Source organism: Rheinheimera sp. UJ51, from assembly GCF_020819615.1.
GTDB classification, from domain to species: Bacteria; Pseudomonadota; Gammaproteobacteria; order Enterobacterales; family Alteromonadaceae; genus Alishewanella; species Alishewanella maricola.
The window spans coordinates 15,000-37,768 of the sequence record NZ_JAJHOG010000010.1 but is presented as its reverse complement, the minus strand read 5'-3'; the positions used below and the strand labels follow the sequence as shown (position 1 = coordinate 37,768).

Annotated in this window: 21 protein-coding genes; 8 read left to right on the top strand and 13 right to left on the bottom strand. The window is 47.5% G+C overall.

Annotated elements, in window-relative coordinates:
* Positions 1–6 precede the first annotated feature (6 nt).
* The 4 genes from LMJ53_RS12685 to trmJ form a co-directional block, all read right to left on the bottom strand.
* Positions 7–1,221, bottom strand: a complete 1,215-nt coding sequence (locus LMJ53_RS12685) for an IscS subfamily cysteine desulfurase (RefSeq protein ID WP_229586537.1) — start codon at positions 1,219–1,221, stop codon at positions 7–9.
* A 17-nt stretch (positions 1,222–1,238) separates the two neighbouring features.
* Positions 1,239–1,718: a Fe-S cluster assembly transcriptional regulator IscR gene (gene iscR / locus LMJ53_RS12680; RefSeq protein WP_226751086.1), complete on the bottom strand. Its 480-nt coding sequence runs from the start codon at positions 1,716–1,718 to the stop codon at positions 1,239–1,241.
* A 261-nt stretch (positions 1,719–1,979) separates the two neighbouring features.
* A complete protein-coding gene (gene cysE / locus LMJ53_RS12675; protein ID WP_229586535.1) occupies positions 1,980–2,789 on the bottom strand; it encodes a serine O-acetyltransferase in 810 nt (269 codons plus the stop codon).
* A gap of 5 nt (positions 2,790–2,794) precedes the next feature.
* Entirely contained in the window at positions 2,795–3,538 is a 744-nt protein-coding gene (gene trmJ, locus LMJ53_RS12670; RefSeq protein WP_229586533.1) for a tRNA (cytosine(32)/uridine(32)-2'-O)-methyltransferase TrmJ, read from the bottom strand.
* A gap of 180 nt (positions 3,539–3,718) precedes the next feature.
* On the opposite strand from trmJ, the gene LMJ53_RS12665 reads away from it, so the two are divergent.
* The 3 genes from LMJ53_RS12665 (at position 3,719) to LMJ53_RS12655 (ending at position 7,708) form a co-directional block, all read left to right on the top strand.
* On the top strand, positions 3,719–4,528 hold the full coding sequence (locus LMJ53_RS12665; RefSeq protein WP_229586532.1) for a class I SAM-dependent methyltransferase: 810 nt from the start codon (positions 3,719–3,721) through the stop codon (positions 4,526–4,528).
* 20 nt (positions 4,529–4,548) lie between these two features.
* Positions 4,549–5,838, top strand: coding sequence for a phosphoribosylamine--glycine ligase (purD, locus tag LMJ53_RS12660; RefSeq protein ID WP_229586530.1), 1,290 nt, complete (start codon positions 4,549–4,551; stop codon positions 5,836–5,838).
* Between the two features lie 97 nt (positions 5,839–5,935).
* Entirely contained in the window at positions 5,936–7,708 is a 1,773-nt protein-coding gene (locus tag LMJ53_RS12655; RefSeq protein ID WP_229586528.1) for an ExeM/NucH family extracellular endonuclease, read from the top strand.
* On the opposite strand, the gene LMJ53_RS12650 is transcribed toward LMJ53_RS12655, so the two are convergent.
* Entirely contained in the window at positions 7,705–8,100 is a 396-nt protein-coding gene (locus tag LMJ53_RS12650; RefSeq protein ID WP_229586526.1) for an MAPEG family protein, read from the bottom strand. The two genes, LMJ53_RS12655 and LMJ53_RS12650, sit on opposite strands and share 4 nt — an antisense overlap.
* A 270-nt stretch (positions 8,101–8,370) precedes the next feature.
* Here LMJ53_RS12650 and LMJ53_RS12645 point away from each other — a divergent pair, with 270 nt between their 5' ends.
* The gene (locus LMJ53_RS12645) at positions 8,371–9,252 is read left to right on the top strand and encodes a phosphoribulokinase (protein WP_229586524.1); all 882 of its coding nucleotides are present in this window, start codon (positions 8,371–8,373) and stop codon (positions 9,250–9,252) included.
* A 21-nt stretch (positions 9,253–9,273) separates the two neighbouring features.
* Here LMJ53_RS12645 and LMJ53_RS12640 read toward each other — a convergent pair whose 3' ends face one another.
* Entirely contained in the window at positions 9,274–10,218 is a 945-nt protein-coding gene (locus LMJ53_RS12640) for a LysR family transcriptional regulator (RefSeq protein ID WP_229586522.1), read from the bottom strand.
* A 431-nt stretch (positions 10,219–10,649) separates the two neighbouring features.
* On the opposite strand from LMJ53_RS12640, the gene LMJ53_RS12635 reads away from it, so the two are divergent.
* The 4 genes from LMJ53_RS12635 (at position 10,650) to LMJ53_RS12620 (ending at position 16,111) form a co-directional block, all read left to right on the top strand.
* Positions 10,650–13,322 (top strand): TonB-dependent receptor plug domain-containing protein, encoded by a 2,673-nt coding sequence (locus LMJ53_RS12635; RefSeq protein WP_229586521.1) that lies wholly within the window; start codon positions 10,650–10,652, stop codon positions 13,320–13,322.
* 73 nt (positions 13,323–13,395) lie between these two features.
* Positions 13,396–14,970, top strand: a complete 1,575-nt coding sequence (locus tag LMJ53_RS12630) for a flavin monoamine oxidase family protein (protein WP_229586520.1) — start codon at positions 13,396–13,398, stop codon at positions 14,968–14,970.
* Positions 14,967–15,599 (top strand): c-type cytochrome, encoded by a 633-nt coding sequence (locus LMJ53_RS12625; RefSeq protein ID WP_229586518.1) that lies wholly within the window; start codon positions 14,967–14,969, stop codon positions 15,597–15,599. Before LMJ53_RS12630 ends, LMJ53_RS12625 begins: the two co-directional genes overlap by 4 nt.
* A 23-nt stretch (positions 15,600–15,622) precedes the next feature.
* Positions 15,623–16,111, top strand: coding sequence for a RidA family protein (locus LMJ53_RS12620; RefSeq protein ID WP_229586516.1), 489 nt, complete (start codon positions 15,623–15,625; stop codon positions 16,109–16,111).
* A 59-nt stretch (positions 16,112–16,170) separates the two neighbouring features.
* On the opposite strand, the gene speD is transcribed toward LMJ53_RS12620, so the two are convergent.
* From speD to LMJ53_RS12585, 7 genes are all read right to left on the bottom strand, one after another.
* On the bottom strand, positions 16,171–16,977 hold the full coding sequence (gene speD / locus LMJ53_RS12615) for an adenosylmethionine decarboxylase (RefSeq protein WP_229586514.1): 807 nt from the start codon (positions 16,975–16,977) through the stop codon (positions 16,171–16,173).
* A gap of 72 nt (positions 16,978–17,049) precedes the next feature.
* Complete coding sequence (locus tag LMJ53_RS12610; RefSeq protein ID WP_226751078.1) at positions 17,050–17,460, bottom strand: OsmC family protein; 411 nt, start codon at positions 17,458–17,460, stop codon at positions 17,050–17,052.
* Between the two features lie 122 nt (positions 17,461–17,582).
* Positions 17,583–17,933 carry a DUF3802 family protein gene (locus tag LMJ53_RS12605; RefSeq protein WP_229586512.1) on the bottom strand — a complete coding sequence of 117 codons (351 nt, stop codon included), beginning with the start codon at positions 17,931–17,933 and terminating at the stop codon, positions 17,583–17,585.
* A gap of 135 nt (positions 17,934–18,068) precedes the next feature.
* Positions 18,069–19,538, bottom strand: coding sequence for a succinylglutamate-semialdehyde dehydrogenase (gene astD, locus LMJ53_RS12600; RefSeq protein ID WP_229586510.1), 1,470 nt, complete (start codon positions 19,536–19,538; stop codon positions 18,069–18,071).
* Positions 19,539–19,553: 15 nt separating this feature from the next.
* Positions 19,554–20,573, bottom strand: coding sequence for an arginine N-succinyltransferase (astA, locus tag LMJ53_RS12595; protein ID WP_229586508.1), 1,020 nt, complete (start codon positions 20,571–20,573; stop codon positions 19,554–19,556).
* Between the two features lie 117 nt (positions 20,574–20,690).
* Entirely contained in the window at positions 20,691–21,908 is a 1,218-nt protein-coding gene (locus LMJ53_RS12590; RefSeq protein WP_229586506.1) for an aspartate aminotransferase family protein, read from the bottom strand.
* 271 nt (positions 21,909–22,179) lie between these two features.
* Positions 22,180–22,767, bottom strand: a complete 588-nt coding sequence (locus tag LMJ53_RS12585) for an anthranilate synthase component II (protein WP_229586504.1) — start codon at positions 22,765–22,767, stop codon at positions 22,180–22,182.
* Positions 22,768–22,769 lie beyond the last annotated feature (2 nt).

The window sequence follows — 22,769 nt, the reverse complement described above, 5'->3', positions numbered from 1 at the left end:
TAGTGTTTAGTGCGCCACCCAGGCCACAGTGTTTAAATCGATACCGTCTTTATACATATCCCATAACGGCGACATTTCACGTAATTTATCGATAGCGGCATGCACGATCTTAATAGTGTGGTCAACTTGCTCTTCCGTAGTGAAACGGCCGATACTAAAACGAATTGAACTGTGCGCCAGTTCGTCAGTTAAGCCCAGTGCACGCAGCACATAAGATGGCTCTAAACTGGCCGACGTACAGGCAGAACCTGACGATACCGCAATGTCTTTTAATGCCATGATTAAAGACTCACCTTCAACATAGTTAAAGCTGATGTTAGTGATCCCTGGCACACGATGTTCCGCATCGCCATTTAAGAAAACTTGTTCAATATCTTTAATGCCATTCCATAAGCGATCACGTAACGCGGTGATCCGGATATTTTCAGAAGCCATTTCTTCTTTAGCAATGCGGAAAGACTCGCCCATCGCGACGATTTGGTGCGTGGCTAAAGTACCAGAACGCATACCACGCTCATGACCACCACCGTGCGTTTGTGCTTCTAAACGAATGCGTGGTTTGCGCCGCACATACAAAGCACCAATGCCTTTCGGGCCGTAAGTTTTATGACCAGAGAAGGCCATTAAATCGACTTTTAAGGTTTGTAAATCGATCGCTACTTTGCCGGTTGCTTGCGCCGCGTCAACATGGAAAATAATGCCTTTACTGCGACATAATTCACCGATAGCCGCAATATCTTGCACCACACCAATTTCGTTGTTGACAAACATAATGCTGATGAGTGTGGTGTCAGGGCGGATGGCTTGTTCTAGCTTCGCTAAATCGACTAAACCGTTAGCTTCAACATCTAGATAGGTCACTTCAAAGCCATCGCGCTCCAATTGGCGCATAGTATCTAATACCGCTTTGTGTTCTGTTTTGACCGTGATCAGGTGTTTACCTTTTTTATGGTAAAACTCGGCCGCACCTTTAATGGCTAGATTATTTGATTCAGTGGCACCAGAGGTAAACACGATCTCACGTGGATCAGCATTGACTAAGTCGGCGATCTGACTGCGTGCAATTTCTACCGCCTCTTCAGCTTGCCAGCCAAAACGATGCGAGCGTGACGCTGGGTTACCAAACTGGCCATCCATTGTCAAAAATTGCATCATCTTTTCTGCAACCCGCGGGTCAACCGGGGTTGTTGCAGCATAGTCTAAATATATTGGTAGCTTCATGGTTTGCTCCGTTGCGCTTACAGCTGACAACTGACGTCGATATCAGTGGCAGGATTCTTTAACTTACGGCTTTGTTGCTGAGCGGTTTGCCGCACTTCTTGTTGATTGACCAGTTCTTCTAACGAAATATTGGTCAGAAAGTCTTCTATACGGTGGCTTAAATTACTCCACAGCGTATGGGTTAAGCAGCGAGTTCCGCCGTGGCAATCTGATTTGCCTTGGCAGCGTGTGGCATCTACGGACTCATCTACCGCAGCGATCACGGCAGAGATAGAGATTGCCGCTGCTGCCATACCCAATTGGTAACCGCCGCCGGGGCCACGTACACTGCTTACTAGCCCGTGCTTGCGTAAACGAGCGAATAATTGTTCAAGATAAGAAAGTGAGATCCCTTGTCGCTCTGATATATCTGCAAGAGGTACAGGTCCCTGTACTGCGTGTAAAGCAACGTCTAACATTGCAGTCACGGCATAACGGCCTTTTGAAGTTAATCGCATAATTGGCTCCCATTTCAGAATGGGGTCCATTTTACATTCCTGACTATTTTAGTCAAGTATTAACCCTAGTGTTTTAGTCAGGTATTAACCGAACACCCGCCTTTCAGCATGGCTTGTTTGCTCTAAATCAACCTTTACAGGCTAAGGGTGAACTGCGGCAATGCAGTTCATCATCGCGCCTCAGGGATGATTCAAGGCGTATTAAGCTGAGCAAACCGCGTCATGCTAAAGCCTAAACTTATCGGTATTCGCGTTTAGCCGTTAGACCCGCGGATCAAACACTTCTTCATCTTTACAGCGCTGCTCGGCAGCGCGTTGCTCTGCTTCCCGAAAATCACTTTCTTCAATATTGACCGTGGGCACTTCTTCACACACATTGCCCCCCAGCGCATTAACACTGTGACAGAGTTCAGCGACCTTATTGTCGAGCACTTGGATATGATCCAACAAACTGCCAATCGCATTGGCAACCGGATCCGGGTTATCTGCCGCTACCGCGTAGGCATCAAAGCCATATTTCTTGGCTAAATGTTGTCGCTGTTTGGATACATCGGCATCGGGCTTAGATACAACGCGCCCTGGAATACCGATAACCGTTGCTGCCTTCGGCACATCTTTAACCACGACCGCGTTGGAACCGATACGGGCATTGTCGCCCACCATTAACGGCCCGAGTACTTTGGCACCGGCACCAATGACCACGCCATTTCCTAAAGTAGGATGCCGTTTACCCGGATTCCAGCTCGTACCGCCCAAGGTCACGCCATGGTACAGCGTACAATCATCGCCAATTTCAGCCGTTTCACCTATGACCACGCCCATACCATGATCGATAAAAAACCGTCTGCCAATTTTAGCGCCGGGGTGAATTTCCACCCCCGTTAGCCAGCGGCCGAGGGTGCTGAGCCAACGTGCTAACCAACGCCACTGTGCACGCCATAAACGATGACTTAAGCGATGTAACCAAATGGCATGTAGGCCAGGGTAAGTTGTGAGAACTTCAAAGGCACTGCGTGCTGCCGGATCGCGCTCAAATACACTTCGGATATCTTCTTTGATGCCGGAGAACATGCCTATTATTCCTTGTGACTCGTGTGATCAATTTTTTCAAGACGCTGCATCGAGGTTAAAATGCCGCGTAAAATGTTGTATTCCGCCTCTTCAGGTCGAGCGCGGGTAAACAAGCGCTTCAGTTTTGTCATCACCACACCCGGATGCTGCTTAATAATAAAGCCCGTGTGCTGCAAGGCGGTTTCTAGGTGTTGATAAAAGTTTTCCATCTGCGCTGAGCTTGGGTATTTTTCATCATCCGCGACCTCAGGTACCGGCTTGGCCGCTAAATGCGCCATTCGCACTTCGTAACAAATAATCTGTACGGCCATCGCCAAGTTAAGCGAGCTGTACTCTGGATTGGCATCAATACACACATGGTACTGACACAGTTGCAGCTCTTCATTACTTAAGCCGCTGCTTTCTCGGCCAAACACTAACGCCACCGGCGCTGCCGTAGCTTCTGCTACCGCTTTTAAGCCACATTCACGCGGTGATAACATGGGCCAACTTAAGGTGCGAGAACGCGCACTACTGCCGACCACTAAACTGCAATCGGCCACGGCTTCGGCTAAAGATTCAAACGTTTGCGCGTTAGCTAAAATTTCACTGGCGCCCGCAGCTAAGGCATAGGCTTGGCCGTCAGGGGCGGTTTTCGGTGCAACCAGACAAAGCTGTGACAAACCCATCGTTTTCATAGCTCGAGCAACCGAACCCATGTTACCCGTATGTGTCGTGCCCACCAATACCACTTTAATCTGATCTAACATAATGCAACCCACACTAAAAAAGGTGGCTATTCTAGCATAGCCACGGCAGATTGTAGCTTGAAAATTAGCAGTCTAGCCACCTAAAAAAACAAAAGTGCCTATTTATTGGGCAACGAAAGACGCTGCAATTCTGCAGTTGCTTTGCTAAACTACAGCCACCCCTAAAAGGAGCTCACCATTATGTTACGTTTCAGCAAAATATTAAGCCTGACTGCTTTATTATGCAGCTTGCCACTTGCCGCAAATGAAGCTTTAGAAACCGCCGTAAAAAATCCGCTACGTACACCTGAATATATACAGCGTGATCAATACCGCAATCCGGTCGCTACCTTGGCCTTTTTTGACGTTACGCCACAAAGCACCGTTGTTGAAATCTCTCCCGGCGGCGGTTGGTACACGGAAATTATCGCGCCACTCGTTGCTGAAAAAGGCATGTACTATGCGGCACATTTTCCAGCCAACTCGTCAGAATATGGTCAGCGTAGCCGCACAGCCTTTATCGAAAAAATGGCGAGCCAACCACAATACAGTAAAGTTCAGGTCACCGAGTTTTCCGCTGCTGGCGGTGTTACCATTGCTCCTGCTAACTCAGCCGATGTGGTATTAACCTTCCGTAATTTACACAATTGGTATATTGGCGGTGGTGAAGACGCACTGGTTGCAGCCTATAAGCAATTTTTTACTGCACTCAAACCTGGTGGCGTATTAGGTGTGGTTGAACACCGCTTACCTGAAAGCCAATTAAACACCGAATGGACACGCAGCGGTTACATGCCACAAAGCATGGCGGTGCGTTTGGCCGAGCAAGCGGGTTTTGTATTTGAAGGCAGCAGCGAAATCAATGCCAACGCCAAAGATACTGCCAACCACCCTTCTGGTGTGTGGACTTTGCCACCCACTTTACGTTTAGGTGAACAAGATAGAGCAAAATATCAAGCTATCGGCGAAAGCGATCGCATGACGTTAAAATTCCGCAAACCCCTTAACTAACTGAGCAAACGGACAAACTGATGAAAGTATTGGTAATTGGCGGCGGTGGTCGTGAACACGCCCTAGCGTGGAAAGCAGCACAATCTCCACTGGCAACCGAAGTATTTGTCGCACCAGGCAACGCGGGCACCGCTCGCGAAGCGGCGTTGCAAAATGTCGCTATTGCTGCCGATGATGTGGCAGGTTTACTGGCTTTTGCCCAACAACAACAGATTGATCTGACGATTGTTGGCCCTGAAGCGCCTTTAGCCAAAGGCGTAGTCGATCGCTTTCGTGCAGCAGGTTTAGCCATTTTTGGCCCAACTCAAGCTGCGGCACAATTAGAAAGCTCAAAAGCTTTTGCCAAAGACTTTTTGGCACGGCACAACATCCCTACCGCCGCTTACCAAAACTTTACTGAAATTGCGCCGGCAAAAGCCTATGTAAAAAGCCTCGGCACGCCGATAGTGATCAAAGCCGACGGCTTAGCCGCAGGTAAAGGTGTCATTATCGCGCAAACCGAGGCAGAGGCTTTTGCTGCTATCGACGATATGCTGGCGGGTAATAAATTTGGTGATGCTGGCAGTCGCGTGGTCATTGAAGAATTCCTGACCGGTGAAGAAGCCTCGTTTATTGTGATGGTGGATGGCAGCCATGCCTTGGCTTTTGCCTCTTCGCAGGATCATAAAGCGCGTGATAACGGCGATAAAGGCCCAAATACGGGTGGTATGGGTGCCTATTCTCCTGCTCCCGTAGTCACCCCTGCGGTGCATGATTGGGTTATGCAGCAGGTGATTGCGCCTACCGTTAAAGGTATGGCCGCTGAAGGTAATGTATTTACCGGCTTTTTATATGCAGGTTTAATGATTGCACCGGATGGCTCGGCTAAAGTGCTAGAGTTTAACTGCCGCTTTGGTGATCCAGAAACACAACCGATTATGCTGCGCTTAGAGTCAGATTTAGTGGCTTTATGTCAAAGTGCGGTGCAAGGTCAATTAGCCCAAACCGACATTCAATTTAGCCCTAAAGCGGCAGTAGGTGTGGTGATGGCTGCTGGGGGTTACCCTGATGCCTATGCTAAAGGCACCGTGATCCATGGTTTAGACGATGCCGCAGCCCTTGCGGGTAAAGTGTTTCATGCCGGTACCGAACTGGTTGGCAACGATGTCGTGACGAATGGTGGCCGCGTGTTATGTGCCACCGCATTGGGTAACAGCGTTACCGAGGCACAACAAGCGGCTTATCAGCTTGTGACAAAAATTCATTGGGATAATGTGTATTATCGCCATGATATTGGCTATCGCGCGATTGCGCGTGAGCAACAAGCTTAACGCTTTTATTAGCCAGTAGGCTAATTAGCTTTGCCCGAATTAAAGGGTGTTAAAAGGTGCTTCGGCACCTTTTTTATCGGCTTTCATAGGATAGATTATGCGAATTATTGCACTCGGTTTTATCAGTTTATGTCTAGCAGCATGTCAGCAACCGCTCACCGCTTGTGGTGAAACCACTCATAGCATTGCGCAAGTTCAAGGCACGGCAGAAATCAGCCCACTGCTTGGACAACACGTTACACTGCAAGGTGTGGTATTAGCCCCCGTCTACCTCGATGGGCCTATGCCAGGGCTCATGTTACAAAGTGTCGAGCCTGATAATGATCCACTTACCGCTGAAGGGATTTTACTCAGCCTCGCGGATGCGGCAAATTATCAAGTCGGGCAGATCTTAACGGTACAAGGCACAGTCGCTGAAATTGAACAGCAGACCAGCCTAGTGGATGCTACCGTGCTTAACACCTGCGGCCAGAGCAGCACACAGCCTTTAGCCTTGAGCTTACCGCTGGCAGCAGAGCAAAGTTGGGAAGCTTATGAAGGGATGTGGGTGGCATTTAGCCAACCGCTGTTAGTCGCCGATACCTATCCTTTAGGTCGTTATGGCGAAATTTTACTGGCGAATGAACGTTTAATGGTGCCGACGCAAGTGGTCACTCCGGGTGAGGCGGCCGCAAAACTGGCAGAGCAACAATACCGCCAAGAAATCTGGTTAGATGATGGCCATTGGCAACAAAACCCCGACCCTCTGCCGTATCCTAATACCGGCTTAAGCGCCAACAGCACTTTGCGTATTGGCGATCAGGTATTAAATGTTGCCGGTATAGTACATCAAGATGAGCGCGGCTATCGCATTTTGCCCACGTCACAAGCGCAGTTTGTCAGTGCTAATCCGCGGCCTGCTGCACCGACGCCGGTGCAACAGAACGAACTGCGAATTGCCAGTTATAATGTGCTGAATTTCTTTACCGGCCATGGCCAAGATAAGCCTTTCCCAACACGCCGAGGAGCTCGTTCACCCGCTGAGTTAGCCAGACAACAAGCCAAACTGGTTGAAGCATTAGTCGCGCTAGATGCTGATATTATTGGCCTGCTTGAGCTAGAAAATAACGGCTACGACGAGGGCAGCGCTATTGCGACGTTATTAGCCGCTGTTAATGCGCGCAGTGCCTCACCTTACCAGATGATCACCACGGCAGTTGCACCCGGCTCAGATGCCATCAAAGTGGGTATGTTTTACCGCTCAGAGCGTATTGAAGCCATTGGACAAACCGCAGTTAATACCGCAGCGCCATTTACCCGTTTACATCGGCCACCGCTAGCGCAAAGTTTTCGGCATATCGCCTCAAACCAGCAAGTCACGTTAGCCTTGGGACATTTAAAATCGAAAGGCAGTTGTCCTCGCGCCAATGCCAGTGATTATGCACTGCAAAAAGATCAAGCTGATGGACAAGCGTGTTGGAATGCGGCTCGAGTAGAAGCCGTGACCGCGCTACAGCAATGGTTAACGACCACGCCCACTGGCATGGCCACACCCTATCAAGTGGTGCTAGGTGATTTAAATGCCTATCGTTTTGAAGATCCGATTACCTATTTAGAACAGCAAGGCTGGCAATATTTAGATGAGAATAAACACGCCTCCTACTCATTTGTATTCAGAGGCCGAGCCGGATCCTTAGATCACATGTTAGCTAGCCCAGCCTTGGCACAACAGCTGAGCCATTTTCAGCACTGGCCCATTAATGCGGATGAACCGGTGTTATTGGATTACAGCTTACGCTTTAAATCAGCGGCGCAGCAGCAACAATTATATGCGCCAACACCCTATCGCTCTTCTGACCACGATCCGATTATTGCTACCTTCCGCTTTTAAGGTAATTCGGCTAACGCCATCAGCATTAAGCTGATGGCTGCCGCTATCGAGCCAAGCCAAATTAAACTGCGCGCGGCCGCCCAATTTAACCAGTAGCATAATAAATAGCCCAGCCGACAAACCACAAACAACCAGGCAGCGATGAGCATTGAGCTTGTGACGTTCCCCGCGGCAACCACAAATACCATCGCCGCAATATATAACCCTAAGGCTTCAAAACTGTTGTAATGCGCCGCAGTGCAACGTTCCCCAAAGTCTTTTAATAATGCTTGTTGCCGCCGAGGATAATGATTGTCATAGCCCCCGGCTTGTTGCATTGCCCACACCAAAGGCGCCTTGGCTAAATAAGGCATCACCGCAACAATTAATAAGGTTAGCAGCATATCTGCCATGGCATTCTCCAAAAATATCGTATTAAACCTACTGTGGCTTTGTACTCGTTCAGCTCATTTCGGATCAGTTAAATCTCGCGCCGTTGCTTATTTGCGGCACTTAACATAACCCAGTCGCTTGCCCGAGCGGTACGCTGCCTTTGCCTAGCTTAACCGCAGCAAAGCCCAAAAGTTTAAACGGTCATGCGACACAAACCTGAATGGATAATAGTTGCGCCGCTAGGGCCAAATCCGATAAGGTGAGGCTAATTTAAGTTACAGGGTGACACTATGTCGCACAAAAATCCTATTATTGCGGTTACCGGTTCGTCGGGTGCAGGCACGTCGACTACGACCAATGCCTTTAAACATATTTTCCGGACACTGGGTATCGATGCGGCCTTTGTTGAAGGTGATTGCTTTCATCGTTTTAGCCGACCTGAAATGGATTTAGCGGTACGTAAAGCACGTGAAGATGGCCGACACATTAGCTATTTTGGCCCAGAAGCCAACGATTTTGCGGCTTTAGAGAGCTTTTTCGCTAGCTATGCTGAAACCGGTACCGGACGAATTCGCCACTATTTACATACCTTCGATGAGGCGGTGCCCTATAACCAACTGCCAGGCACTTTTACGCCGTGGCAAGAGTTACGCGCGAATACCGATCTGTTATTTTACGAAGGGCTGCATGGTGGTGCCGTCACCGAACAACAGAATGTCGCCCAGCATGTCGATTTGCTGATCGGCATGGTACCGATCGTTAATTTAGAGTGGATCCAGAAAATTATTCGCGATACATCCGAACGTGGGCACAGCCGCGAAGCAGTACAAGCCAGTATCGTGCGGAGTATGGAAGATTATTTTAACCACATTACTCCGCAGTTTTCTCGCACCCACATTAACTTTCAACGCGTGCCGACGGTTGATACGTCTAACCCCTTTAGTGCCAAAGATATCCCATCATTAGATGAAAGCTTCGTGGTCATCCGCTTTCGCGGTATCAAACATGTCGACTTTCCCTATTATTTGAAAATGATTGATGGCTCTTTTATGTCTCGGGTTAACACCTTAGTGGTGCCAGGCGGCAAAATGGGCTTAGCGATGGAGTTAATATTAACGCCGCTGATTGAAGCGTTGATGCAAAAGCGCCGTAATTCACAATTTTTGTACTAAAACTTGCCGCTTAATGCGGCTTTAGCATAGCAAGTTGCCCTGCCAGTGCCCCTTATTGTGTAAATTTTTTACTTCGGTGACGATCAATTGCTGCACTTGCTCCATGATCGGAGTGAAAGGCCGATTTAATGAACTGAGCAGCGCAATGGTTGCGGTCACGTCAGGATCGGCTATGGGCAAGGCATACAGCAGCTGTTTACCCACTAACTGATAGAACGCCGGTGAAGGTAGGATGAACACTTGCCCTTGTTCAATCATCTGTGGCAAGCCGGTAATCAGTTGGCCAACCGAATTTTTATACATAAGTTTAACACCTGTTTCTGCTTCATATCTGTGCAATATCTCCCATAATGCACTACGTTGGTTCGGCACAGAGATTTCAAATTCAGCCAAGCGTTGAAACGGTAGCAGTTTATTGCGGGCTAAAAAACGGTGCTGCGCTTTAACTTGGCCACTGAACACCAAAAAGAACCGCTCTTCAAGCAACGGCACCGTTCGGCAACTTTTGTGATTATCTAAGGCTGGATAACTGATAACTAAATCCACTTCGCCTTGCTCTAACCAGCGTTGTAACGTGCTAGATTGTGCCGTATTAATAATGAGCTCAATATCAGGATTATGCTGCTGCAAAGCCAGCTGTAACGGCGCGGCAAGGATATTACACACCGCCTGAGTCATGCCGATGACAATAGCACCACGTAAATTCTGCTCTAATTCATGAATTTGTAAGCGCACGCTATTAAATTGCTGTAGTACTTCAGTGGCATAGTCATAAAACACCTGACCGCTCGCGGTTAGCGTTACGCCGCGATAGTTGCGCATCAATAAAGTGGATTTTAACTCATGCTCTAAATTAGCTAATTGTTGGCTGACAGCGGGCTGCGCTACATCAAGCGCGCGAGCGGCACTGGCAATGCTGCCGTAATCGGCAGTGACGATAAAATAGCGAAGTTGCTTCAGGTTCACTGCTTTTCTCTCTTTCGCAAGTTCACTGCATGTGTGCAAATAAGGCTGGTTTTGCCATACACTTTTCCGCTCATCATGCGTTGTACCCTAAATATGCAAATTTCAGGCCCAGCTAATTAAGCGCTATCTTGGTGCAATCGCCTTCAGCAGGTTATTAACAATTCGTTACCTAAAAAACACAGTTAAACCATAATGTTACCCAGCATGAGCTATAAGAAAATGCTATACCCCCTCCATATTTTAAATGTTTCCGCAGCGAAAATTCATTCGTTAGGATGAAATGAGTTAGCACAGTTCGTTCCGATAAAAAGTACAAAAACGAACACAATAAAAACAATAGATGCTGACATTTTTTTAGACATTCCAGACAGATAAGGCTGCCCTGCAGCACCGTTTTACTTACGCCATAACATGATATCTGGGGTGCTACCATGACAATGTTTAATAAAATAACTCGTGCCATTCGAATTGCCTTGCCCGTTACGGCCAGTGCAACTTTCTTGTCCATCAGTTTTAATCATGCCGCTTATGCCGACGAAAGTGTGGTGGCGGTTGCCATGCAAAGTGCACCAATTGAAAAACTGATTGTGACCGGCGTTCGGGGTGCACCAAGGACGGTAGCCGATTCACCTGTACCTATTGACGTGTTTTCAGAAGAGGATCTGAGCGGCGTTGCCTTTACCGATACCAACGATGTGTTAAAAACACTGGTACCGTCTTATTCTTTGTCACGTCAGCCGATCTCTGATGGTGGCACCTTTGTTAGACCCGCATCACTGCGCGGTTTGCCCACAGATAAAACGCTAGTGCTAGTGAACAGCAAAAGACGACATCGCTCTGCCGTAGTATCAACCGGTGGCTCAGGCACACAAGGCCCTGATATCGCAACGATCCCCGTTTCTGCTTTAAAAGGTGTTGAAGTATTGCGCGATGGCGCAGCGGCACAATACGGTTCAGATGCGATTGCGGGTGTGATCAACTTTCGTTTAAAAGACAATAGCGAAGGTGGCAGTCTGTCGGTTGACTATGGCCAATACTTTGAGGGAGATGGTGAAAGTATCACGGTTGCCGGCAACATCGGTTTTTCTTTAGGCGATAAAGGCTTTTTTAGCTTATCAGCAGAGCTGGCTAATGCCGACGCCACCAGTCGTTCAGAGCAATACTGTGAAAGTTATTTTTGTTTAGATACCGACAACCCTGTTTTTAACCCTAACGCCAGTTATGCACAGTATTTAAACGACCCCGCTTTTTTAGCTGGCGTTGCCGCGGCAAATGAAGCCGGTTTAGGTGTGGTTCAACCTTGGGGCCAACCTGAATCAGAAGCCACCCGCATCTTTTTTAACTCTGGCTATGATATCAATGATGACACCAAGATTTATGCCTTTGGTAACTACTCAAAAAGTGAAGCCACAGGGGTATTTTTCTATCGCTACCCAGGCAACGGTACTATTGAAAACCTCAGGGAAGAAGATGGCACAATTTACTCACCTTTAGAAAAGTTCCCCGGCGGATTTACCCCACGTTTTACCGGTGAAGTTTACGACTACTCGTTCACCACCGGCCTAGAAGGCATGTTGGCAAATGACATTTCTTACGATGTTACGGCACGTATGGGCCATAGTGAAATTCAGTACAGCCTGAATAACACCATTAACCCGTCATTGGGTTCAGCCTCGCCTACTTCATTCAAACCGGGTGACTTAATTAACGAAGAATTTCAACTGCAAGCCGACTTTGTTAAAGATTTCACCATCAGCGGTTTAGACAGCCCATTAGTGCTCGCCTTTGGTGCCAGTTATCTGGACGAAAGCTACGAAATCGTAGCGGCTGCCGATGAAAGCTCATATTCACAAGGCCCTTATGCGCTGCCCGATCCGTGGGGATTCTGTGGTATCGGAAGCTGGACCGGTACAGCGGCTTCTGCAGTTAACCTCGCTAATGCCATCGCCAACGGCTTAGATTGTAATAACTCAGCCGATCCGGTTTATCGCACTGTGGGTGTGGGATCTAACGGCTTTCCGGGTTACGCGCCAGCGAACTCATCTAAATATACCCGTGATTCTTACGGCGTTTATGTTGATGTGAGCTCACACGTTACCGAAGCGCTATTTTTACAAGGTGCTTTACGTTTCGAAGACTATTCAGATTTTGGTTCTGAATTAGTTTGGAAAGGCGCATTTAAATATGACTTAACCGACACTTACGCCGTACGGGGCTCTATTGGCACCGGTTTCCGGGCACCCACCCCAGGACAGCAAGGCACGACTAACGTTTCAACACGCTTACCAAACGGCTTTCCGGTCGCTACGGGCTTATTCCCAGCCTCTAGCGCTATTGCACAGGCGCTCGGAGCAGAAGAGCTGAAACCAGAGTTATCGACGAACTACACCCTTGGGGTTACCGCAAATTACGGCAGCTTTACCTTAACCACCGATTTTTACCGTATCGAGTTACAAGATCTGTTCTACAGCATCTCTACCATGAATGTGTCTTCCGTTGCCGGGGCGTCAGGTTATGACAATTACCTCAAATTATTAGGCGCGGGCTTACCAGAAGTGGATGCTCGAAATATCGGTGGCGTTTACTACTTCCAAAACGCTTTTGACTCGATCACAACCGGTGTGGACATTGTTGGTAACTACAGCTTGCCATGGGATGGGGGCTTAACAACGCTTACCGGCTCGTTTAACTACAACAAAACTGAATTTGATTCAGATCCCAGCCAATACCTGACCAGTGCAGAAGATCGATATGACTACGAGCGAGGAACCCCGCGGGTGCGAGGCGTGTTTTCCGCTAAACACACGGTAGCCGACCTCACTATCTTAGCGCGTGCTAATTACTATGGCTCTTATTACAACTCGGATGCCAGTGGTGGTGTCATTTACGCGGTTCAAAAGTTCGACCCAGAATGGTTTTTCGATTTAGAGCTGTCTTATCCCATCACCGATATCGTGACGATGGCCGTTGGCGCACGCAATATCTTTGATAACTACCCACAAAAGAGTGAATACGATGCCTGTTGTGGCCGTGTTTACTCCTCTGCCACCGTCGTCGACTGGCAAGGTGGTTACTACTATATGCGTTTCTCCGCCACGTTTTAAGGCAAAGCAGCCTGCGCCTGAGCGCGCAGGCTGCTCTTTTGAGTATGTAAAAAAGTACTGGAGTTAACACCGAATGCCAAAGATACCGTTACCATCACTTAACCGTCGCCAATTTTTACAACTTGCTGGCAAAGCGGGCGGCTTGACCGCAGTGATGCATGCCGCTGGCTTGCTGGGATTAAGTACGGCACATGTACAAGCAGAAACATTAAAACTTAAACCCACCGCAAAAACCGGAAAAACAGTCCTGATCTTAGGAGCCGGTATCGCCGGTTTAACCGCCGCCTATGAGTTACGTAAAGCCGGTTACCATGTCAAAATCTTAGAAGCCTCGCACCGAGCGGGAGGGCGTAATATTACTATTCGTCATGGTGATTTTATTGATGAATTAGGCAATCCGCATTACTGTAAATTTGATAACGAACCGCATTTATATTTCAATGCTGGCCCAGCTCGACTGCCAGCAGAACACACGAGTATTATGCATTATTGCCAAGAACTCGGTGTTGAGCTAGAGCAGTTTTGTAATTACAACCGCAATTGCTATACCCATGATGTTAATGCTTTTGCCGGTAAACCGGTGCGGATCAAAGAATTTGAAACCGACTTACACGGCTTTATTCAAGAAATCTTCGCCAAAAGCGTATTATCCCAGCCTGAGATTGCTGCGCCATTATCACAAGAGCAATTATTACAACTTATTAAAGGATTGGGTGATTTAGATGATAATTATCAATACCAAGGCTCTGATCGCGCGGGCTATTTAAGTGGTGGTTTTTTAACGCATGGTGAACTGAAAAAACCACGCGATTTGACCGAACTGATCCAAAGCCGTTACTGGCGCCAAGCTATGCATTTTCAATATAGCGTTGACCAAGCCCCTGCCATGTTTACCCCAGTAGGCGGCATGGACAAAATTGTCAGTGGCTTTATGCAGCATTTAGAAGATGCTGTGCTGTTAAATGCTCAGGTCACCAAGATCCAGCAAGACCCCTCCAAGGTGACAGTAACTTACTTACACCAAGGTCAGCAACAAACCGCTACCGCAGATTATTGCTTAAACTGTATCCCCGCTCAGCTGATGCCAGGCATCGAAAATAATTTTCCGGCGGCATATAAAAATGTCCTGACTAAATTTCGACGTGGCTATTTATCGAAAATTGGCCTGCAGGCGAAAACGCGCTTTTGGGAACAAGAAAATATTTATGCCGGTATCAGTTGGACCACACAGCTGATTACCCAAATCTGGTATCCCGGTCATGGCGTGTTTAAAGCGAAAGGTGTGTTACTCAGTGCCTACACCTACTCTAGAGAGCAAGGTGAAACCTTATCGGCATTAAATAACGAGCAGCGTGTCGCGCTCGCTATTGAACAAGGTAAAGCCATTCACCCCAACTATCCTGAGCAAATTGAAAACGGTGTCGGAGTCTGCTGGCACCGCATGAACCATATGCTTGGCTGTAGCGCGGGCTTACCTGAAGAAGATCGCGATGCCAACTTTAAATTAATCCAAGCACCCGCAGGGCGTCACTACATGATAGGCGATCAGATCAGTTATCACTCAGGTTGGCAAGAAGGCGCCGTGCAATCAGCATGGTTTGCTTTAAATGATATTCAACGTCGTGAAACGGAGGCTAAAAACGCATGAAACACTTACTTAAAACGTTAGGATTGATTGTTTTAGGCTTACAGAGCGCCGTCAGCATTGCGGCCTCAACCAGCAATAATCAACCTGATGGCCGTTATTGCTTGGTCTGCCACGGTGGTCATGCCCAAGGCAGTGAGGTGATTGGCGGCCCGAACTTATCAGTACTACCCGATTGGTATTTACGGGCTCAGCTGCAAGGCTTTCAACATGGCTGGCGCGGTAAACACCCCCAAGATAGTTACAGCTCAGAAATGCAGATGATTGCCAATAGTATGAATGAGCAAGATATCGAAATGGCCATTCGCTTTATTAAAAACTTACCGCCAAAACAAGCCCAGCCAAGGCTGGCCGGCAACAAAGAGCATGGCAAGCAGTTATATCAAGCCTGTGCCGCCTGTCATGGCCAACAAGCTGAAGGTAACGCCAGTTTAAAAGCACCGCCACTGCTTGGTCAGAATGATTGGTATTTGCATAAACAGTTAATCAGCTTTAAACAAGGCCAACGCGGCGCGGCTAAAGACGATAGTTCAGGCCAGTTGATGCGTCAAAGCGTGGCCTTGCTGACCACAGAACAAGATATGTTAGATGTCATTAGTTACATAAATAGTTTGAATACCGTTAACCTTTAATCATGTTTCATAAGGAATACACCATGAAAAAGACTTTGTTAATCTCCTCACTTTTACTCGGTTTAAGTAATACTACGTTAGCCGCAGAGATCACACGTTATGGCGGCGGTAGCTTTCCGATTGCAGCGGCAGTAGAAGTAGATGGTATTGTCTATGAAAGCGGCAAGGTGCCTGAGCCAAAAGATGTGAATGCTGAAAAATTTAGCGCCGCGTACTGGGGTGATACCGAAGCACAAACCATCAGCGTGATGGAGCGTATTAAAGACTCTCTGGAATCTAAAGGTATGGGTATTGCTGATATCGTGAAAATGACCGCATTTTTAGTCGGTGATCCAGCGTTAGAAGGCAAAATGGATTTCGAGGGTTTTATGCGCGGTTATACCCGCTATTTTGGTGAAGCCGCGAAACAACCTAATTTACCTGCGCGCTCAACGGTACAAATTGCCAGCTTAGTGCGACCAGGTATGTTAGTGGAAATTGAAGTGATTGCGGTAAGACCGAAAGCCAAGTAACACAGCGGTACGGGTAACAGCGCCCCCTCTGCTGTTGCCCGTACTGTCTGACATTGCCGTTATTTTACTTCTGGCAAATTGCGACCGTAGAAAATTTCACGGATTTCGCGAAACACCTTACTACTGATGTCTTTTTGTTCATCGGCGGTCATCGAATCCGTGCCCATACCAAATAAGTAATTGTTTAAATCACCTTCTTTTAGCATCATCTTGGTGTGGAATAGATTTTCCTGATAAACGTTGACATCAATCATTTGGAAGGCTTTCTTGGTATCGTGATCCATAAAGTTTTGGATCGACGTGATCGGATGGTCGATGTAATGTTTAGTACCACTAATATCACGCGTAAAACCCCGCACGCGATAATCGATGGTCACCACATCCGATTCAAAACTGTGGATCAAATAATTCAGCGCTTTTAACGGTGAAATAATGCCACAGGTTGATACTTCAATATCAGCTCGAAACGTACAAATACCGGCATGCGGGTGTACTTCAGGATAAGTATGCACACAAATATGGCTCTTATCCAAATGCGCAACCACCGCTTCAGGTAATGGCCCAGGGTTTTCAGTATTGTCCGGATCAACCAGTACCGGCTCTTCACTGACCAAAATGGTCACGCTGGCACCTTGAGGATCATAATCTTGCCGGGCAATATTCAAAACATTGGCGCCAATAATATCCACCACCTCGGTCAAAATATCGGTTAAACGATCAGCGTTGTATTGCTCATCGATATACTCAATATATTCTTGACGATGCTGTTCTGTTTTTGCATAACAAATATCATAAATGCTAAAACTTAAGCTTTTAGTCAGGTTATTAAATCCGTGCAGTTTCAGTTTTTCAAAAGGCTTAACCAATTCTTTGCTCTCCGCTAACGACGCCCAAATACGCCGTAGTTAACTTTCAGCCCGACCGTGCAGACAATTGATTCACTCAGCGTCTTCAACACTAAATGAGTGAGTTACTTTTACGCTTTGCGATAACATAATAGACACTGAGCAATACTTCTCAGCAGACAAGCTCACGGCTCGCTCTACGTGCTTTTCGCTTAAGGCTTTACCGCTAACAACAAAATGTAAATGCAGCTCAGTAAAGACTTTAGGCACGGTCTCAGCGCGCACACCGGATAATTCAACCCGGCAAGCAGACACTTGCTGACGTGCTTTTTCTAAAATACTGACCACATCAACCGAAGAACATGCGCCGGCTGACATCAATAGCATTTCCATGGGTGTCGGTGCAGTATTACTGTCCCGATCGGCATCGAATACTACGGCATGACCACTCTCAGATTGACCTAAAAAGGTTAACCCGTTGACCCAACTGACCTTGGCTTTCATCATCGTATCTCAGCTTGAAAATAAGGGTGGATATTCTACGTAAAAGCCCCGTGTGCCGCCAGTAAAATCGCACATTGGCTGCCAAGCAGCCATAACCTTTGCGCGGGCAATATCAGCAATTGTTAATCAAATAATGCGGCAATGGCGTTATCAAATAAATTTTTAATTAACAGCGCGATCTCGTTAATTAATTCGACTTGTTGTGGCGTGGCGGGATTGTCTAATACCGAGGCAAGAATTTCTTGGAAATCATACATGATACCGTCAACCTCACGGATAATCAGTGCGCGATGATTCATTTCGAGTTCTTGATGTTGCGTGCATAAGGTAATAATTTGCTCTGCAATATGCTCTTCTAATAAAGCGCCTATCGATTTACCCGACGCATCTGCGGGGCCTTGAGTTGTAAATAAATCTAAATGTTCAGTTAAAAACTGAATAAGATGCTCATAACCGACTTTATCAATAACCATACTGTACCTATATTGTCATAGTGCGGCGAGTTTTGCTGATAAACAGCCAAAATGTTGTGTTATCAGCTCTCTTTATTTAAGCAAACAATGTCATGAAAAACAAATCGGCGCCGAAGCGCCGATGAACTGACTCACTTAAAACTGTAAGCCGGGTGACAATTGTTCAGGTAACACCACTTGCTCTAACTCCACCGACGCCACGGGATAAGCGCAATAATCGGCGGCATAGTAAGCGCTAGCACGATGATTACCACTTTTACCTATACCACCAAAAGGCGCCGCTGAGCTGGCACCTGTGATAGGCCGGTTCCAGTTTACAATACCCGCACGAATATGCTTGTAGAAGTGTTGATAGAGTTCATGACTGTCGCTTAACAAGCCCGCTGACAAACCAAAGCTAGTGTTATTCGCAGCAGCAATGGCGGCATCAAAATCGCTAAAGCGGAACACTTTTAACAAAGGACCAAAGTGCTCTTCATCTGGAAAATCACTAATGTTCGTACACTCAATAATACCTGGCGTGACCAAGGCTTTATCGGCATAAGGTTGGCTTAACGGCAGTAAGATCTCACCGCCTAACGCCACCAGCTGCTGCTGCGCGGCTAACATCCCTTTCGCCGCTTGGACGGAGATCATGGCCCCCATAAATGGCTGCGGCTGGGCATCGTATTCACCCACTTGAATGTTGCGGCTCACCTCTAACAAGCGCTGTAAAATCGCATCACCTTTAACGCCTACAGGTAAAAATAACTTACGAGCACAAGTACAGCGCTGGCCTGAGGTAATAAAGGCCGATTGCACAATATCGTGCACCGCAGCATCAATATTTGCCACATCTTGCACGATTAAGGGGTTATTTCCGCCCATTTCCAGTGCCAGAATTTTTTCTGGTCGGCCGGCAAACTGTTGATGTAAATAATGGCCGGTGCGAGAACTCCCGGTAAAGAACAAACCATCAATGCCATCATCACTGGCCAAGGCTTTACCTGTATCAACTTCACCTTGCACTAGGTTTAACACACCGGCGGGAAGTTCGGCTTGTTGCCATAATTTAACGGTTAATTCTGCTACTTTTGGCGTTAATTCCGACGGTTTAAACACCACGGTATTACCTGCGAGAAGTGCAGGTACAATGTGGCCATTAGGCAAGTGGCCAGGAAAGTTATACGGGCCAAATACCGCCACAACACCATGTGGTTTATGACGTAAAAACGCTCGTCCTTGTGGCATCGGGTTTTCTTTGGTGCCGGTGCGTTCTTCATAGGCGCGCACTGAAATGTCTATTTTACCGATCATGGCGCCCACTTCGGTTAGGCTTTCCCATAACGCTTTACCGGTATCTTCAGCAATACAGGCCGCCAGTTGTTCTTTATGGCTGCTTAGTTGGGCGGCGAACTGTTTGACGAACACCACACGCTCTGCAAAACCCAAGTCTCCCCAAGCAATTTGTGCTTGACGCGCGGCGAGGATCGCTTGCTTAACTTGCGTGGCACTGGCCGCTTGGCCTTGCCAAATAACCTTATTTTTTGCGGGATCGATAGAGTGAAAAGCTTGACCTTCACCTGCCTGCCATTGACCGTTAATAAACTGCACTGCTTGGCTCATCTGTCTCTCCTATTATTATAATTTGCTGATCCGTACCCACTCACCAGCATTGACCTGCAAGGCAGTAGCGAGTTCGGCGGGAATACTAATTTCTGTACTATTGGCCTGCGGTTGCAACTCTGCCCAACAAGCTCGAAACTCGCTTAGCGTCGTATTACAAATCATATAGGCCTCACCACTTCCAGTTGCCTCAGCAATGCGCACTTGCAAACGCTGGCTGTCGCGGATGGCTCTGATCTGTGAAATGCGCGCTTCTACCGTTGGGCCTGCATCAAAAATATCGACGTAACCACGACAAGAAAAACCTTCAGACTCTAACAAAGCTAGCGCCGGGCGGGTTTGTTCGTGCACCTGACCAATCACTTGCTGTGCGGCTTTGCTCAGCAAACTGACATAAATTGGGTATTTTGGCATCAGTTCGGCAATAAACTCTTTTTGACCAATGCCGGTTAGGTAATCTGCCGTTGGAAAATCAACTGAAAAGAAGTGAGCTTGTAACCATTGCCAAAATGGTGAGTTACCCTGGGCATCAGATACGCCACGTAACTCGGCAATGATTTTATCTGAGAAGCGTTCAGCAAACTCAGCTAAAAACAAAAAGCGCATTTTAGACAACAAGCGGCCATTAAACTTCTGGCGAAACGGCGGTCGCAAAAACAAAGTACATAATTCGCTCACGCCCGTGTAGTCATTACATAACGTCAAGATATCGACCGTTTTGTACACGCCTAAGGTTTTCGAGCTATGCACGACCTTACCAAGATGATAATGATAGAACGCATCTTCTAGCCCTACGGCGGCCTCTAACGCGCTGGTACCACACACCTGGCCACTCGACGTATCCTCCAGCACAAACAAATAACCTTCGTCTCCGGGCGAACTGACGGTCTTATTAAAAGACGCCATTGAACGGCTGATTTTACGCATCAGCAGCTCTTCATTAACCGGCAACGAGGTAAAGCCATGTCCTGACTCTACCGCCATTTGGTACAGTGCGGGGTAATCATTCGCTCGGATCGGGCGAATCACCATCATGCTAGCTTACTCCATTCTGATACAGGCCGCGGTCGCAACTCAGGGCTAAAAGCCCCGAGTTTGACTGAGCATGCAGTTGAATTAACGCTTATCGACAAGCAAAAACGCGTAAACCGCTTAGCCTTTGACAACTTGAGCCACGGCAGCCGCAAAACGCTTCATACCTTCACGAATTTCAGCTTCGGTAATGACCAGAGAGGGTGCAAAGCGCACAACATCGGTGCCAGCAACTAAAGCAAATAAACCATGCTCAGCTGCTGCTAAGAAAAACTCACGTGACCGGCCTTTGTATTGCTCGTTTAATACCGCACCTAACAACATGCCTTTACCACGCACTTCGGCAAACACCTTGTGCTCGGCATTGATCGTGGCTAAACACTCACGGAAAATGGCTTCGTTTTTCAATACCCCTTCTAATACTTCAGGGGTATTGATGGTGTCGATTGCGGCTTCAGCAACGGCGCAAGCTAAGGGGTTACCGCCATAAGTACTACCATGGGTACCCACTTTTAAATGTTGTGCAATCGCCGTGGTGGTTAACATAGCGCCCACTGGGAAACCGCCACCAAGCGATTTTGCCGTGGTTAATATATCGGGCGTGACACCGTAGTTCATGTACGCATATAACTGGCCTGTACGACCAACGCCTGTTTGTACTTCATCAAAAACTAATAAGGCATTGTGCTGATCACACAGCTCACGTAACCCTTTTAAAAACGCTGCATCGCCGGGAATAATGCCGCCTTCACCTTGAATGGGCTCAACAACGATGGCGCAGGTTTTATCCGAGATCAGCGCTTTCACGCTGTCTAAGTTATTAAATTCAGCATGCACAATGGCACCGGGTTTTGGACCAAAACCGTCAGAGTAGGACGCCTGGCCGCCGACCGTGACGGTGAAGAATGTCCGGCCATGGAAACTCTTTCCAAACGAGATAATTTCTTGCTTGCTCTCGTCAAAATTGTCTAAAGCCCAACGACGCACTAATTTAAAGGCCGCTTCGTTAGCTTCAGCACCCGAGTTACAAAAATACACTTTTTCGGCGAAGGTCGCGTCGACTAACTTTTTCGCTAAACGCAGCGCGGGCTCGTTAGTGAGTACATTACTTAAATGCCACAGTTTTTCAGCCTGCGTTTTTAACGCATTGACTAACGCCGGATGACAATGACCTAAGCTACTGACCGCAATACCACCTGCAAAGTCGATATATTCCCGACCTTCTTGATCCCAAACGCGAGCGCCTTGCCCTTTTACCGGTATCAATTTTGCCGGAGCATAATTGGGTACCATTACGTCATCGAACAAAGCTCGGGTTACTTGGATCTCTGCGGTCATATTCGTGTTCCTCTTTTGCTTATTTGTAGGGAATAGCTTGCACGTATGGGTGTCAGTATTGACATCGTGATAGCGCCATTATTACAGATTAAACTGACGTTGTCTTGCATCTACATCTGTAGCAACACCTGAAAAAACAAGGGATACAGATAGATTTGCAGTGGAAATGAATATTCAAGCGCTTCTTAAGAATATTCAATGAAAGCGAAATGCTCGGCGAGATGCAGCAGCCTTTGCCTTAGCGGTAAACCGCGTTATTTTTATGAAAAGCTTAAATAGTCACTGCTAAAAAATTTGCAAGCATACGTTGTCCCTGCTCACTGAGAATCGCTTCCGGATGAAATTGCACACTATGAAGTGCTAAAGCCGGGTCGAACAGGCCCATAATTTCAGGCGGCTCGTTTTCATTAAGCGGGATAGTTGTGGCACTGACTTGCAGATTTGCCGGTAAGCTTGCGGCCTCTACCAACAACGAATGATAACGCGTCACACTCAGTGGTGAGGGTAACTGCTGAAACACCGACTGGTGCTGATGTTGAATAATCGAGTTTTTACCGTGCATCACGCGGGGCGCCCGCACCACTTTAGCCCCAAATACTTGTGCTATCGCTTGATGTCCTAAGCAAACCCCCAAAATGGGGATCTGACCGGCAAAAGCCTCAATAGCGGCTAAACTGATGCCCGCTTGACTAGGATTACCCGGCCCCGGTGAAATCACCAGATAACGCGGAGCCATGCTGCGGATCTGTTCGACATTGATGTCATCATTGCGGCGCACCACAACTTGCTGCCCTAAGGCAGCAAAATATTGCACCAGATTCCAAGTAAAAGAATCATAGTTGTCGATCATCAGCAGCATAG

Excerpts from the sequence above, each read along its gene's own strand:
- LMJ53_RS12665 (WP_229586532.1), top strand. The coding sequence starts at position 3,719 with ATGTTACGTTTCAGCAAAATATTAAGCCTGACTGCTTTATTATGCAGC.
- trmJ (WP_229586533.1), bottom strand. The coding sequence starts at position 3,538 with ATGTTAGATCAGATTAAAGTGGTATTGGTGGGCACGACACATACGGGT.
- LMJ53_RS12655 (WP_229586528.1), top strand. The coding sequence starts at position 5,936 with ATGCGAATTATTGCACTCGGTTTTATCAGTTTATGTCTAGCAGCATGT.
- LMJ53_RS12625 (WP_229586518.1), top strand. The coding sequence starts at position 14,967 with ATGAAACACTTACTTAAAACGTTAGGATTGATTGTTTTAGGCTTACAG.
- LMJ53_RS12635 (WP_229586521.1), top strand. The coding sequence starts at position 10,650 with ATGACAATGTTTAATAAAATAACTCGTGCCATTCGAATTGCCTTGCCC.
- LMJ53_RS12590 (WP_229586506.1), bottom strand. The coding sequence starts at position 21,908 with ATGACCGCAGAGATCCAAGTAACCCGAGCTTTGTTCGATGACGTAATG.
- astD (WP_229586510.1), bottom strand. The coding sequence starts at position 19,538 with ATGAGCCAAGCAGTGCAGTTTATTAACGGTCAATGGCAGGCAGGTGAA.
- LMJ53_RS12645 (WP_229586524.1), top strand. The coding sequence starts at position 8,371 with ATGTCGCACAAAAATCCTATTATTGCGGTTACCGGTTCGTCGGGTGCA.
- LMJ53_RS12605 (WP_229586512.1), bottom strand. The coding sequence starts at position 17,933 with ATGGTTATTGATAAAGTCGGTTATGAGCATCTTATTCAGTTTTTAACT.
- cysE (WP_229586535.1), bottom strand. The coding sequence starts at position 2,789 with ATGTTCTCCGGCATCAAAGAAGATATCCGAAGTGTATTTGAGCGCGAT.
- iscR (WP_226751086.1), bottom strand. The coding sequence starts at position 1,718 with ATGCGATTAACTTCAAAAGGCCGTTATGCCGTGACTGCAATGTTAGAC.
- LMJ53_RS12650 (WP_229586526.1), bottom strand. The coding sequence starts at position 8,100 with ATGGCAGATATGCTGCTAACCTTATTAATTGTTGCGGTGATGCCTTAT.
- purD (WP_229586530.1), top strand. The coding sequence starts at position 4,549 with ATGAAAGTATTGGTAATTGGCGGCGGTGGTCGTGAACACGCCCTAGCG.
- LMJ53_RS12610 (WP_226751078.1), bottom strand. The coding sequence starts at position 17,460 with ATGAAAGCCAAGGTCAGTTGGGTCAACGGGTTAACCTTTTTAGGTCAA.
- LMJ53_RS12630 (WP_229586520.1), top strand. The coding sequence starts at position 13,396 with ATGCCAAAGATACCGTTACCATCACTTAACCGTCGCCAATTTTTACAA.
- LMJ53_RS12620 (WP_229586516.1), top strand. The coding sequence starts at position 15,623 with ATGAAAAAGACTTTGTTAATCTCCTCACTTTTACTCGGTTTAAGTAAT.
- astA (WP_229586508.1), bottom strand. The coding sequence starts at position 20,573 with ATGATGGTGATTCGCCCGATCCGAGCGAATGATTACCCCGCACTGTAC.
- LMJ53_RS12685 (WP_229586537.1), bottom strand. The coding sequence starts at position 1,221 with ATGAAGCTACCAATATATTTAGACTATGCTGCAACAACCCCGGTTGAC.
- LMJ53_RS12585 (WP_229586504.1), bottom strand. The coding sequence starts at position 22,767 with ATGCTGCTGATGATCGACAACTATGATTCTTTTACTTGGAATCTGGTG.